At 58.2% G+C, this 12824-nt stretch carries 12 protein-coding genes; 5 read left to right on the top strand and 7 right to left on the bottom strand.

Translation table 11 applies throughout. From position 1 onward, the window contains the following. Positions 1-177 precede the first annotated feature (177 nt). From ACR3ES_RS01430 to ACR3ES_RS01410, 5 genes are all read right to left on the bottom strand, one after another. Positions 178-1005, bottom strand: a complete 828-nt coding sequence (locus tag ACR3ES_RS01430; protein ID WP_170430638.1) for an alpha/beta hydrolase — start codon at positions 1003-1005, stop codon at positions 178-180. Between the two features lie 2 nt (positions 1006-1007). Beyond that, on the bottom strand, positions 1008-1889 hold the full coding sequence (locus tag ACR3ES_RS01425) for a tryptophan 2,3-dioxygenase (RefSeq protein ID WP_480424674.1): 882 nt from the start codon (positions 1887-1889) through the stop codon (positions 1008-1010). Positions 1890-1951: 62 nt separating this feature from the next. Continuing rightward, entirely contained in the window at positions 1952-2980 is a 1029-nt protein-coding gene (tdh, locus tag ACR3ES_RS01420) for an L-threonine 3-dehydrogenase (RefSeq protein ID WP_480425535.1), read from the bottom strand. A gap of 14 nt (positions 2981-2994) precedes the next feature. Next, a complete protein-coding gene (locus ACR3ES_RS01415; protein ID WP_170430642.1) occupies positions 2995-4179 on the bottom strand; it encodes a glycine C-acetyltransferase in 1185 nt (394 codons plus the stop codon). Positions 4180-4287: 108 nt separating this feature from the next. Continuing rightward, positions 4288-4851, bottom strand: coding sequence for an XRE family transcriptional regulator (locus ACR3ES_RS01410; protein ID WP_170430644.1), 564 nt, complete (start codon positions 4849-4851; stop codon positions 4288-4290). A 117-nt stretch (positions 4852-4968) separates the two neighbouring features. Here ACR3ES_RS01410 and ACR3ES_RS01405 point away from each other — a divergent pair, with 117 nt between their 5' ends. Next, positions 4969-6144 (top strand): acetyl-CoA C-acyltransferase family protein, encoded by a 1176-nt coding sequence (locus tag ACR3ES_RS01405; RefSeq protein ID WP_170430646.1) that lies wholly within the window; start codon positions 4969-4971, stop codon positions 6142-6144. A 95-nt stretch (positions 6145-6239) separates the two neighbouring features. Here the strand turns inward: ACR3ES_RS01405 and ubiB are convergent, their stop codons facing one another. Together ubiB and ubiE are read right to left on the bottom strand one after the other, a co-directional pair. After that, positions 6240-7769, bottom strand: coding sequence for a 2-polyprenylphenol 6-hydroxylase (gene ubiB, locus ACR3ES_RS01400; protein ID WP_170430647.1), 1530 nt, complete (start codon positions 7767-7769; stop codon positions 6240-6242). 3 nt (positions 7770-7772) lie between these two features. Further along, positions 7773-8525: a bifunctional demethylmenaquinone methyltransferase/2-methoxy-6-polyprenyl-1,4-benzoquinol methylase UbiE gene (gene ubiE / locus ACR3ES_RS01395; RefSeq protein WP_170430649.1), complete on the bottom strand. Its 753-nt coding sequence runs from the start codon at positions 8523-8525 to the stop codon at positions 7773-7775. Positions 8526-8611: 86 nt separating this feature from the next. Here ubiE and mutM point away from each other — a divergent pair, with 86 nt between their 5' ends. The 4 genes from mutM to dnaA all read left to right on the top strand — a co-directional run bounded on the left by mutM (position 8612) and on the right by dnaA (position 12739). Continuing rightward, a complete protein-coding gene (mutM, locus tag ACR3ES_RS01390; RefSeq protein WP_170430651.1) occupies positions 8612-9463 on the top strand; it encodes a bifunctional DNA-formamidopyrimidine glycosylase/DNA-(apurinic or apyrimidinic site) lyase in 852 nt (283 codons plus the stop codon). A gap of 66 nt (positions 9464-9529) precedes the next feature. Beyond that, the gene (locus ACR3ES_RS01385) at positions 9530-10306 is read left to right on the top strand and encodes an enoyl-CoA hydratase (protein ID WP_480424671.1); all 777 of its coding nucleotides are present in this window, start codon (positions 9530-9532) and stop codon (positions 10304-10306) included. A gap of 232 nt (positions 10307-10538) precedes the next feature. Further along, positions 10539-10802 carry a 30S ribosomal protein S20 gene (gene rpsT / locus ACR3ES_RS01380; protein WP_170430656.1) on the top strand — a complete coding sequence of 88 codons (264 nt, stop codon included), beginning with the start codon at positions 10539-10541 and terminating at the stop codon, positions 10800-10802. A gap of 551 nt (positions 10803-11353) precedes the next feature. Then, positions 11354-12739: a chromosomal replication initiator protein DnaA gene (gene dnaA, locus ACR3ES_RS01375; protein WP_170430658.1), complete on the top strand. Its 1386-nt coding sequence runs from the start codon at positions 11354-11356 to the stop codon at positions 12737-12739. Positions 12740-12824: the final 85 nt, after the last annotated feature.

Raw genomic sequence — 12824 nt, 5'->3', positions numbered from 1 at the left:
ACCCTCCCGCTCGTTGAGAGGATTGAATCAGGCGCTGACGACCCAATCAAGGAAGAGTTTTTCAACGGAATCAGCTCAAACCGGACACTTCCCTATACGTTCCAAGCATGTGGTTCGTAGCGGTTAAGCCGCGCTGTGACACACAGACCAAAACTGTATTACGTTCAACATTTGTGGCTAACGCGATGAGAGCAAAAACGTCCCCGGATGCATGATGATGTCAAAATGATGCATCCCCTCTTTCAGGTCGAAACTGACCGAATGGCCGCCCTTGCGCAGCAACTCGGCATAATCCCGGCTTTGGCGGATGAACTCGGGCGTGTCGCGCTCTGCCACTGCCACGTGATAGCGCGGGCCGGGTGCGGGTCGGTGCCGGATGGGTGACAGGTCGTGCACCTCAACCGGTGTCAGTTGCAGCGGGTCATTCGCAGAGATCAGGCTGATCGGCTCAAGATCGTAGACGCCGCTGATCAGGATCACATCGCGCACGCGCAATCCGGCGCGGGCCAGCGCATCGGCTGAGGTTGCCATAACCATGGCTATCAGATGCGCGCCGGCACTGTGCCCCGACAGGGTGATCCGTGATGGATCGAATCCCATTCCGCCAGCCTCGGCGGCAAGCCACAACAGCGCATCGCGGCATTCGGCAATCATCTGGTCCAGTCGCGCGTCCGGAGCGAGTGTGTAGTTCAAGGTCGCAAAGGATTGCTCGGCTTCTATCAATGCTGGTGCCATCATCGCCGACTCGCGTTGGCTGAGCGCCTGCCAATAGCCTCCGTGAACAAAGACGTGCAGCGGCGCACCTGCGCCTTTTGCAGGAAAGAAATCCAACACCTGCGTCGGAGAAACGCCATAGGCGAGGTTTTCTTTCACCTGCAAGCTGGCGCGGTGCTGCGCGCTGAGCGCGGCATAGCTGTCAAGATAAGGAGAGAGATCGCCACCGATCATCGAACTGGGGGAGTATTCCCGTTCAAGCTCTTCCTGCGAAAACCCGCGATACAGCATGATCAGCTCTGCCCATTGTACATCAGTTCCGTCCGCACATCGTAGAGATCGTGAAAGAACCGCAGTTCCAGTGCCTTGCGCAGAAAGGCCACGCCGCTGGACCCGCCGGTTCCGGGTTGCATACCGATAACCCGTTCCACCGCCGTCGCGTGATCAAAGCGCCAGCGCTGAAACAGGCTTTCGACATCCATCAGTTTTTCCGCCAGTGCGTAAAGGTCCCAATACCTCTCGGTGTTGCGGAACACCTTGACCCAGATTTTGACGACACGCGGATCTCCGGAATAGGGCCGCGCGTAGTCTCGGTCGATCAGGTCCTGCGGCACATCGAAGCCTTGCCGGGCCAGCATATGAAGTACTTCATCGTAGAGCGAGGGCTTAGTCAACGCCGCGGTCAGCAACTCCATTACGTCCGCGTCGTGTTCATGGACCTTCAGGGTCGCGGCATCTTTGTTGCCCAGTATGAATTCGATCTGACGGTAGCCATAACTTTGAAAACCCGAAGAACTGCCCAACGCCTGCCGGAAGGTCATGTAGTCGGCAGGCGTCATGGTCAGCAGGGTCTCCCACGCTGCGATCAACTGCCGCTGGATCGCCTTAATCCGGTCGAGATTCTTCATCGCCGGGCCGAATTGATCCTGCTGCAAGAACCGACGTACTTCGACCAACTGGTGATGCATCAGCTTCAGCCACAACTCACTGACCTGATGGATGATGATGAACAGCATCTCGTCGGGCTGAGCAGGGTCCTGAAAGGTCTTCTGTAGGTTTAAGAGCGTCTTGAGCTGCAGAAAATCGCCATAGCTTTTGCGGTGGGTGGCGGCAAAATCGGTGACAAGGGACTCTTCGACACCACGTTCCAGAAACCTGTCGTTGTTGTCACCCATTTCACCCCTCCGATGCGATTTTTGCACCCGTGTAGGGGTTCAGTCTGCAACTTTCCAGCGCGTTACGTCCAGTCCAGCACAACCTTGCCCGAAAGCCCGGATTTCATAGCGGCAAATCCCTTGGCAAAGTCATCAACGGTAAATCGGTGCGTGATCACGCGGGACACGTCCAGTCCATTCTGCAGCATGGCAATCATCTTGTACCACGTCTCGAACATTTCGCGCCCGTAGACGCCTTTAATCGTGATCGCCTTGAACACGATGCGCGACCAATCCACCGGGGATTTGCTGGGCGGGATGCCCAGTAAGGCGATCTTGCCGCCCATCACCAATGCTTCGACCATTTGATCGAGAGCGACCTGCGATCCGGACATCTCGAGGCCCACGTCGAAGCCTTCCTTCATGCCAAGCTCGGCAATAATGTCTTGCAGGTCTTCACGGCTGACGTCGACAGCCCGCACTGTCGGCACAACATGTTCGGCCAGTTTCAGGCGATCCGGGTTGATGTCGGTGATCACTACGTGCCGTGCACCGGCGTGCCGCGCAACTGCGGCTGCCATGATACCGATCGGGCCGGCACCGGTGATGAGCACGTCCTCTCCCAGCAGATCAAAGCTGAGGGCCGTGTGCACGGCATTGCCCAAGGGGTCGAGGATCGCTCCGATTTCATCCGGGATATCGTCCGGCAACGGCACGACATTGAAAGCGGGCAGTTTCAGGTATTGCGCGAACGCACCCTGCTCATTCACTCCGATACCGCGTGTGCCGGGGTCGAGGTGGAACTTGCCGGCCCGGCTTTGTCGGCTTTCGGTGGTGATCAGATGGCCCTCGCCTGAACAGCGCTGGCCGATCTCCAGACCGGTCACATTGCGACCGATCTCGACGATCTCTCCTGCAAACTCATGACCGGTGATCATCGGAATCGGAACAGTGGCAGCTGCCCACTCGTCCCAATTCCAGATGTGGATATCGGTTCCGCAGATACCGGTCTTTTGGATATGGATCAGCACCTCATCCGGGCCGATCTCGGGCACCGGAGCCTGCACCATCCACAACCCCTCTTCGGGTTTGGACTTTTCCAGCGCTTTCATTGTGTTTGCGCGCATCAGATCACCCCTAACTCTGTGCCGACCTTACCAAACGCGGCCAATGCACGGTCCAATTCGTCTTTGGTCAGCGCTGCGTTCATCTGTGTTCTGATCCGCGCCTGACCGCGCGGAACAACAGGGAAGAAAAAGCCCGAGACATAAACACCCTCGTCAAACAGGCGGGACGCCATCTCTTGCGCCAGCGGTGCCTCCCCCAGCATGACCGGGATGATTGGGTGCTCCCCCGGCAGCAGATCAAAACCCAGTTTCTCAAGTCCCGCACGCCAGTATTTGGCGTTGCCGAACAGTTGCGCGCGCAGCATGTCGCCCTCTTCGACCAGGCGGATCGCCTCGAGCCCGGCGGCGACGATGGACGGCGGCAGCGAGTTTGAGAACAGATAGGGCCGCGCCCGCTGCCGCAGCAGGTCGATCACTGGCTGCGGCCCGGCGATGTAACCGCCGATTGCCCCCCCAAGTGCCTTGCCCAGAGTTCCCGTCAGAATGTCCACATCAACGCCGAAATGGTCTGGCGTGCCCGCACCGTTCGACCCCATAAAGCCGGTGGCATGGCAGTCATCAACCATGACGATGGCATCATACTTGTCTGCCAGGTCCCGGATTTTCGGCAGGTTGGCCAGATACCCATCCATCGAAAACACGCCGTCCGTGGCGATCATGATGTGCCGTGCCCCGTCCGCGCGCGCCTGTTTCAGCCAGGCTTCGAGGTCGTTCATGTCGTTGTTCAGATAGCGATAGCGTTTGGCCTTGCACAACCGCACGCCGTCAATGATCGACGCGTGGTTCAGACTGTCCGAAATGATGGCATCCTCGGGTCCCAGCAAGGGTTCGAACAACCCGCCATTCGCGTCGAAACATGCCGCAAACAGGATCGAATCGTCCTTGTTCAGAAACTTCGCCAGTCGCTGTTCCAACTCGCGGTGGATGTCCTGGGTCCCGCAGATAAACCGGACCGAGGCCATGCCGAACCCTCTGGGTTCCATCGCGCCTTTGGCAGCGTCGATCAGCGCCGGGTGATCGGCCAGGCCCAGATAGTTATTGGCGCACAGGTTGATAACATGCTTGTCGCCCACGGTGATTTCGCCGCCCTGAGGCGAGGTGATCATTCGCTCGCGTTTATACAGGCCTTCGGATTCGATCTGCGCGAGTGTGTCCGTGATATGGGACAGGAATGCATCTGCCATGGCGATCTCCTTGCGTTGAGTCGCATATCTAACATAACGGATGTAATTCCCAAATAGGGGAATTACAATATGAAAGAAAAAATCCGTGAAGGCGGAAGCGCGTCGAGGTCAGGCGTTTTTGACGATCAAAAACACACGCGCCGGTTCCTTGGCAGAAATGGAATGGGCGACATCTGCAGCATACCGTGCAGTGTCGCCTGTGCTCAGGTCCATTTTTGCGGAACCTGAGCGTACCTGAACCGAGCCCTCAAGTACGGTCAGCTGCTCCCGCGCGCCGCGCGTGTGCGGTTGGCTGTTCAACGCGCCGTTCTTGTCGAATTGGATGTCATAGACTTCGTGCCCGCCAGCCTCTTCCGGTGGCGACAGGATGCGGATACGACAATTCTGTCCCATGTTATCGATGCTGGGCACCTCGGATGTCCGGAGCACTTCGATCTCGTCGACACTGTTTGCCTCTTCCAGAAGACCCGCAAAATCCACCTGCAATGCGCGGGTGAGATTCCATAGGGTCGAGATTGTCGGGCTGCTCTCGCCGCGTTCGATCTGACTGACCATGGATCGCGAAACGCCGCTGAGGTTTGCGACGGCTTCAAGCGACAGGCCCTTGGCCCGGCGTGCCTCTTTCAGGCGGGCGGGCAGGCGTGTCAGGATATCGTCTGTATCTTCCGTCATGACGGAATCTCATGCGCTCTGAGCGCTGCATTGTCAATTCCGCCTGTGACGGGACGTCTCAGGGGACAGCCTTTTACGCAGGGTGCATACTGTCACCAAATTCATGAGGAGTGATCCATGACCGACATCGTAATTTTGGATGGTGCCCGCACCGCAATCGGCACTTTTGGCGGGGCATTGGCCTCGACCGCGCCCATTGATCTGGCCACGGTCGCAACCGAGGCCGCGCTGGAGCGTTCGGGTGTCGAAGGCGCCCAGATCGGGCACGTGGTGTTCGGTCATGTGATCAATACCGAACCGCGCGACATGTACCTGTCCCGCGTTGCCGCGATGCATGCAGGTGTTCCCAACGGCACGCCGGCAATGAATGTAAACCGGCTGTGCGGCTCGGGTGCGCAGGCTGTTGTGTCGGCGGTTCAATCCTTGATGCTGGGCGACGCAGAGTTCGCAGTGGCAGGTGGTGCCGAGAGCATGTCGCGCAGTCCTTACATCGTGCCTCAGGCGCGGTGGGGGGCCAAGATGGGAGATGTGACCTCGCTGGACATGATGCTGGGCGCCCTGAACTGTCCGTTTGGAACAGGCCATATGGGGGTCACCGCAGAAAACGTCGCAGACGAGCATCAGATCAGTCGCGAGCAGATGGATGCGTTTGCCCTGACCAGCCAGACCCGCGCGGCGGCGGCAATTGAGGCCGGGTACTTTGACACCCAGATCGCGCCGGTTCAGGTAAAGGTCAAACGAGACATGGTCGACTTCAAGGTCGATGAGCATCCCAAGGCCACGACGGCGGAAGCACTGGCTGGCTTGAGGGCTGTCTTCAAGAAAGATGGCCGTGTGACGGCTGGCAATGCCTCGGGCATCAATGACGGTGCGGCGGCGATGGTTCTGGCAACTGCAGATGCCGCGGAGAAGGCGGGTTTGAAACCCAAGGCCCGTATTCTGGGCTATGCGCATGCCGGCGTTCGCCCTGAGGTGATGGGGATCGGCCCGATTCCGGCGGTGCAGAACCTGCTGGAAAAGACGGGCTTGTCGGCTGGAGATTTCGACGTCATCGAAAGCAATGAGGCATTTGCGGCGCAAGCTTTGGCCGTCAATCAGGAACTTGGTCTGGACGCGGAAAAGGTGAACCCAAACGGTGGTGCGATCGCGTTGGGCCACCCGGTGGGGGCTACGGGCGCGATCATCACGCTTAAGGCGCTGTATGAGTTGGAGCGGATCGGGGGCTCCAAAGGTCTGATCACAATGTGTATCGGTGGCGGGCAGGGTATCGCCATCGCCATCGAGCGGCTTTGAGCTGAGGCCGGGTGGGGGGCTGTCTGCCCCCCATCGCGTCGCGACGCGATTCCCCCCGAAGATATTTTGGGCCAGATGAAGCAGACGGATCGGCGTCAGCCGAACATCACGACCAATAGGGTGACCGCAGCGCCTACTGCAGCACCCAGAACCGCTGGCAGGAGGTTTGCTGTAAACCGATTGTTGTTATGGTCGTCTTTCTGGGTTTGCGCGATCAGAGCGTTTTCTACGAGGGTCGGCAGACGCGGTCCGAAACGCGCCAGCACCATTGCGGTTTTGCCAAAGTCGCGCAGGGCGGCGCGGGGGCCTATGGAGCGTTTGATATAATCCTCGACCACCGGCCTGGCGACTTCCCAGATGTTCATATGCGGGTCCAGTGAGCGGGCGACGCCTTCGACGACGACCATTGTGCGTTGCAGCAAGATCAACTCGGTCCGGGTTTCCATGCCAAAGCGTTCGGTCACTTCGAACAGGTAGTTCAGCAAGCGTCCCATTGAAATGTGCGAGGCGTTCATGCCAAAGATGGGTTCCCCCACCGCGCGCAGCGCGCGGGCGAATTCATCGACATCTCTGTCGGCAGGCACGTATCCGGCTTCGAAATGCACCTCGGCCACACGTTTGTAATCGCGTCGGATGAAGCCGAAGAGAATCTCGGCATAAACCCGGCGGGTGTATTCATCGATATGGCCCATGATGCCGTAGTCATAGGCGATGATATCGCCATTGGCTGCGACCTTCAGGTTGCCCTGATGCATGTCTGCGTGGAAAAACCCGTCGCGCAGGGCATGCAACAGGAACATCCGAAGGACTCGTTCGGCAAGATCGCGGCGGTTATGACCCGCCACGTCCAGCGCGGCATTTTCCCCCAACGGGATACCGTCCGCCCAACTGAGCGTCATGACGCGGCGGGCTGACAGGGACCAGACAACGGGTGGCAGCCAGAACCCGGCATCGTCCTTGGTATTGGCGGCATACTCCGAGGCGGCAGAGCTTTCCAGACGCAGGTCCAGTTCACCCCGTACCACGCCGTCAAAATGTTCGATAACTTCCATCGGACGCAGTCGGCGCGCGCCCGGCGCGAACAGCTGTACGATACGGGCCGCGAAATAGAACGCATCTACGTCCTTGCGAAAGGCGCGTTCAATACCGGGGCGCAGGACCTTTACGGCCACGTCCTCACCGGTGCTGACCAGCTTGGCCTTGTGGACCTGCGCTATGGACGCGGCTGCGATAGACTCGCTGAACTCTGAGAAAATCTCATCGACCGGTTGCCCCAGCTCCTTTTCCACCTCGGCCCTTGCTTCGGCCTGGGAAAACGGAGGAAGTTTGTCTTGCAGCACGCGCAACTGTTCCGCCAGTTCGTCGCCCACCACATCGGGGCGTGTCGACAAAACCTGGCCAAATTTGATGTAGGCCGGGCCAAGGGCCGTCAGAGCGCGGGTTGCGGGCGGCATTTCGGGGTCACCCTTGTAGCCCAGCCACTGAAAGGGCTTGCCCAGTGCATGCGCGACGAACCGTAGGGAACGCGGTGCCTCGAACGCGTCGAGCACGACGTTCATGGCGCCAGTCCGCTCCAGTGTCGCGCCAGTTCGGATCAGGCGGATAATGTTGTGCGGGCCGCGCATGCGTCAGATCTTCCATCCGGAATGCAACGCGGCGATTCCCAGGCTGAGGTTCCGGTACTTGGCATTTTCGAAGCCAGCCGTGCGGATCATGTTCAGGAAGGTTTGCTGATCCGGAAAGTTGCGGATCGATTCGACCAGATATTGATAGCTGCCCCGGTCACCGGCAATCGCCTGTCCCATGCGCGGGATGACATTGAAACTGTAGAGGTCGTAGAGTTTTTGCAGCCCGTCATTCGGTAACTGGCTGAATTCCAGAACCATCAGGCGACCGCCGGGTTTCAGCACGCGAAACGCTTCGTTCAGGGCGTCCTGCGGGCGGGTGACGTTCCGGATGCCAAAGGAAATCGTGTAAACGTCAAAGCTTTTGTCATCGAAGGGCAGGGCCATCGCATCGCCGACCACCCAGTCGAGGCTGTCGGCCATTTGATCGGCCTCGGCGCGCTGGCGGCCTTCGACCAGCATCGGTTCGGTCAGATCCAGCACTGTGGCGTGGCCATGGCCTGCGCGTCTGAGGAACCGGAACGAGATGTCTCCGGTCCCGCCCGCCACGTCGAGCAGGCGCTGGCCGGGTCGGGGCGCAAGCCAATCCATCATCGCGTCTTTCCAGATACGGTGAATGCCCATCGACATGACGTCGTTCATCACATCGTATTTCGAGGCGACCGAGTTGAACACGCCTTGCACGCGACCGGCCTTTTCGGCTTCGGGCACGGTTTCGAAACCGAAATGAGTGGTCTTGTCGCAATTGTCGGACATAAGCCTTGCCGTTTGTCGAATTTCGCCTCTGTTATAGGGCTCTGGCACCGGGGCACAATGCGGCCCTTTGAATTAGGAGACCTGTAATGCCTGAATTGCCCGAGGTCGAGACAGTACGACGCGGCCTGACACCGGCAATGGAAGGAATTGTGATTGATAAGGCGGATGTGAATCGTCCTGATCTGCGCTGGCCTTTTCCCGATCGGATGGCCGAACGGTTGACCGGGCAAAGGGTTGATCGATTGCGGCGCAGGTCAAAGTACATTCTGGCCGATCTCAGCAGCGACGAAACCCTGTTGATCCATTTGGGCATGTCCGGACGGATGACAGTTTCCGGGGATCCTCTGGGTCAGTTTGTCCACGAGCACCCAATGCCCGAAAAGCATGATCATGTGGTGTTCCACATGGCCAATGGCGCGCGTGTGACGTTTAACGACCCGCGCCGCTTTGGCGTTATGGATCTGTTGCCAACCGCACAAGTTGATGGCCACAGGCTTTTGTCCGTTCTGGGGCCAGAGCCTCTGGGCAACAGCTTTGACGAAGCGCATTTGATTGAGGCGTTCCAGGGCCGGAACACACCGGTCAAATCAGCCCTACTGGATCAGGGAATCGTTGCCGGTCTGGGCAACATCTACGTGTGCGAGGCGCTTTTCCGTGCGGGTGTGTCGCCACGTCGCAAGGCTGGGCAAATCTCCGAGCAACGCGTTGCGACACTGGTTCCGATCATTCGCAATGTGTTGAAGGAGGCGATTGAGGCCGGTGGATCCTCGCTGCGAGATTTCCGGCAAGCCGATGGAGAGCTTGGATATTTTCAGCATAGCTTTGACGTCTATGGACGCGAGGGGGAACCCTGCCGGACACAAGGTTGCAGCGGTGTGATCAAGAGAATCACTCAATCCGGTCGCTCATCCTTCTACTGCGCGCAATGCCAAAGATGACTTGATCCAGCATTTTCGCGTGGTAAGGAATCGTACCTGAACGGAACAACCGGAAGCTCACACCTCATGGCTTTTGAGACGATCATCGTCGAAATCGAAGACCACGTCGCCCTAATCAAGCTCGACCGACCAGATGCTCTGAACGCGCTGAACACTCAGCTGATGAGTGAACTGTGCACAGCGCTGGAAGAGGCGGATGCAAACGACAAGGTGCGCTGTATCGTCATCACCGGCTCGGACAAGGCATTTGCCGCTGGCGCGGATATCAAAGAGATGTCCGAGATGAGCTTTGTGGACGTCTACGCCAAGAACCTTTTTGGGGATGCCAATGATCGGATCTGCGCGATCCGCAAGCCGATCATTGCGGCCGTTGCCGGTTACGCATTGGGCGGTGGCTGCGAACTGGCCATGCTGTGCGATTTCATCATTGCGGCGGATACGGCCAAGTTCGGTCAGCCGGAAATCAATCTGGGCGTGATCGCGGGTTTGGGGGGCAGCCAGCGGCTGACGCGTTTTGTCGGCAAATCCAAATCCATGGATATGAACCTGACAGGTCGCTTCATGGACGCCGAAGAGGCGGAGCGGTCCGGATTGGTCAGCCGCGTCGTCCCGTCCAAGAAACTGATGGACGAAGCCATCGGCGCCGCCCAGAAGATCGTCGAGAAATCCCAGTTGACGGCAATGGCGGCAAAAGAGGCCGTCAATCGCAGCTACGAATTGCCGCTGAGCGAAGGGATGCTGTTTGAACGTCGCGTGTTCCATTCGATGTTCGCGACCGAAGACCAAAAAGAAGGCATGGCGGCGTTTCTGGAAAAGCGTGCGGCCCAATTCCGCGACAAGTGATTGCCGCTGATACTTGGAACAACAAGGCGGGCAGGTCCCGCCTTTTTCATTGCCGTTATGCGGCAAAGAAGAATCGGCTTGGCAAACCCCGCAAACTTGGATAACTAGCGCCGCTATACATGCGCGTGCGGCCCGCTCTGGCCCGACTCACACTCGTGATTCCTGATCCGGTGCGGATAGACCCGTGGCGCGCAACCCAGATAACCGTACCGAACAAAGGTCAGAGAAACACATGGCAAACTCGCCCCAGGCAAAGAAACGCGCGCGTCAGAATGAAAAGCGTTTCGCCGTTAACAAAGCGCGCCGCTCGCGCATCCGCACCTACCTGCGCAAAGTCGAAGAAGCGATCGCCTCCGGCGACAAGGAGGCCGCAACCGCAGCTTTGCGCGCGGCACAGCCCGAGCTGATGCGCGGTGTCACCAAGGGTGTTTTCCACAAGAACACCGCAGCACGCAAAATGTCCCGCCTCTCCTCGCGTGTAAAAGCGTTGGGCTGAGTCCTTGGTTAACCTTGGGTCACGTAAGCAAGGCTGAACTAATTCGAAAGGCGTCGCGGGCTGCGACGCCTTTTTCGTGTTGCCGGAAAACCGCGCCTTCACATTACTGAGAGATTCTTTCGGCCAAAGTGCCGAGTCAATATCAGAGTTTCGTTGCCGCGCCCCGCTTGCTCTTGTTACCACTGATCCAGCGATTCACTCGCTTGGGGGGACAGGCGGTCCCAGCAATCACCCTGACGGGCATCAGGACGATTGCGGGACGATTGTCGTCAACCGGTAAAAGCCGGGCTGCCGATCTGCTTCAGGTCTCGGGACAACCGAAGATCTTGGCCCTGTCGAAAAATGATTGCGATGCGCAACCCGATCTCCGGGGCACCCTTGTTTTGGGGCGTTTCCAGGATCAGGCAGCGCAGAGTTGAAGAAGGAAACCCGCTGAACGATTTGGTTTGGCGAGAGGAACCCTTTTTGCGTGTGAATTCATAATCCGGGCGACCGGGACACAGTTAATAAGGCCGACAGGCCAATAAAGAATGGGATGCGTGAGGCGCTGAATGACACAAGAGAAATGGGGACTACTGCGTAACAAGCTGCTGAAGACCATTGGTCGGAACAACTACACCACCTGGATTGAACCTCTGGAATTTCAGGAGTTGCAGGACGGTGTAGCCGTGTTTTCGGTGCCGACCAATTTCATGGGCAACTATGTCAGCCAGAACTTTGCCGACCTCATTTTGTATGAACTCAACACCTCGGGCGAAACGGTGCAGCGACTGGCTTTTCGTGTCGCCGCCAATTCGCCGGCTCAGCCCACGCGCGTGACCGAGCCCTCATCTGAAGCGACCCGGGAGGTAGGTGTTGTGCCGCAAGTGGATAATCCGCAAGACGCATTGGACTCATTGCAGGCCGCACCGCTGGATTCTCGATTTACGTTCGACAGTTTTGTCGTCGGCAAACCCAATGAACTGGCGCATGCTGCGGCGCGCCGCGTTTCCGAAGGCGGCCCCGTCACGTTCAATCCGCTGGTGCTGTATGGCGGCGTCGGCCTGGGTAAAACCCACCTGATGCATGCCATTGCGTGGGAGTTGAAAACCAAGCATCCCGAATTGAACGTGCTCTATCTGTCGGCTGAACAGTTCATGTACAGGTTTGTGCAAGCCTTGCGCGAACGCCGCATGATGGATTTCAAACATCTGTTCCGTTCGGTCGACGTGTTGATGGTCGATGATGTGCAGTTCATCGCCGGCAAGGATTCCACGCAGGAAGAGTTCTTTCATACATTCAATGCGCTTGTGGACCAGAATAAGCAGATCATCATCTCCGCGGATCGTGCACCGGGCGAGATCAAGGACCTTGAGGACCGAGTGAAATCGCGCCTGCAATGTGGTCTGGTCGTGGATCTGCATCCAACCGACTACGAGTTGCGTTTGGGTATTCTGCAGAACAAGGTGCAGCATTACAGCAACACGTACCCGGATCTGGTTATCGCCGACGGCGTGCTGGAGTTCCTCGCCCATCGCATCTCGACCAATGTGCGTGTGCTTGAGGGCGCATTGACACGGCTGTTTGCCTTCGCGTCTCTGGTTGGACGCGAGATCGACATGGAACTGACCCAGGATTGTCTGGCAGACGTACTGCGCGCCTCCGAACGCAAAATCACCGTCGAAGAGATCCAGCGCAAAGTCTCGGATTACTACAACATCCGGCTCAGCGATATCATCGGGCCCAAGCGCCTGCGCTCATACGCCCGTCCACGCCAAGTGGCGATGTATCTGTGCAAGCAACTGACCAGCCGGTCGCTGCCCGAGATTGGCCGCCGTTTTGGTGGGCGCGACCACACAACTGTCATGCATGGTGTCAAGCGGATCGAAGAACTGAAGCTGACCGATGGTCAGATCGCCGAGGATGTTGAAATGCTAAGGCGGTCGCTGGAAGCCTGAGTGTCCAGCCTCTGACACGCGTGAAACGCCCCGGAACCACAACCGGGGCGCATTCATGTGCGGTATTGCCCACGGTTGCCCAGGA

It is taken from the genome of Ruegeria sp. B1 (assembly GCF_056535885.1).
This window is presented reverse-complemented; position numbering and strand designations above follow the sequence as displayed.

Coding starts and splice junctions, on each gene's coding strand:
- ACR3ES_RS01430 (WP_170430638.1), bottom strand. CDS start 1,005: ATGCTGTATCGCGGGTTTTCGCAGGAAGAGCTTGAACGGGAATACTCC.
- ACR3ES_RS01425 (WP_480424674.1), bottom strand. CDS start 1,889: ATGGGTGACAACAACGACAGGTTTCTGGAACGTGGTGTCGAAGAGTCC.
- tdh (WP_480425535.1), bottom strand. CDS start 2,980: ATGAAAGCGCTGGAAAAGTCCAAACCCGAAGAGGGGTTGTGGATGGTG.
- ACR3ES_RS01415 (WP_170430642.1), bottom strand. CDS start 4,179: ATGGCAGATGCATTCCTGTCCCATATCACGGACACACTCGCGCAGATC.
- ACR3ES_RS01410 (WP_170430644.1), bottom strand. CDS start 4,851: ATGACGGAAGATACAGACGATATCCTGACACGCCTGCCCGCCCGCCTG.
- ACR3ES_RS01405 (WP_170430646.1), top strand. CDS start 4,969: ATGACCGACATCGTAATTTTGGATGGTGCCCGCACCGCAATCGGCACT.
- ubiB (WP_170430647.1), bottom strand. CDS start 7,769: ATGCGCGGCCCGCACAACATTATCCGCCTGATCCGAACTGGCGCGACA.
- ubiE (WP_170430649.1), bottom strand. CDS start 8,525: ATGTCCGACAATTGCGACAAGACCACTCATTTCGGTTTCGAAACCGTG.
- mutM (WP_170430651.1), top strand. CDS start 8,612: ATGCCTGAATTGCCCGAGGTCGAGACAGTACGACGCGGCCTGACACCG.
- ACR3ES_RS01385 (WP_480424671.1), top strand. CDS start 9,530: ATGGCTTTTGAGACGATCATCGTCGAAATCGAAGACCACGTCGCCCTA.
- rpsT (WP_170430656.1), top strand. CDS start 10,539: ATGGCAAACTCGCCCCAGGCAAAGAAACGCGCGCGTCAGAATGAAAAG.
- dnaA (WP_170430658.1), top strand. CDS start 11,354: ATGACACAAGAGAAATGGGGACTACTGCGTAACAAGCTGCTGAAGACC.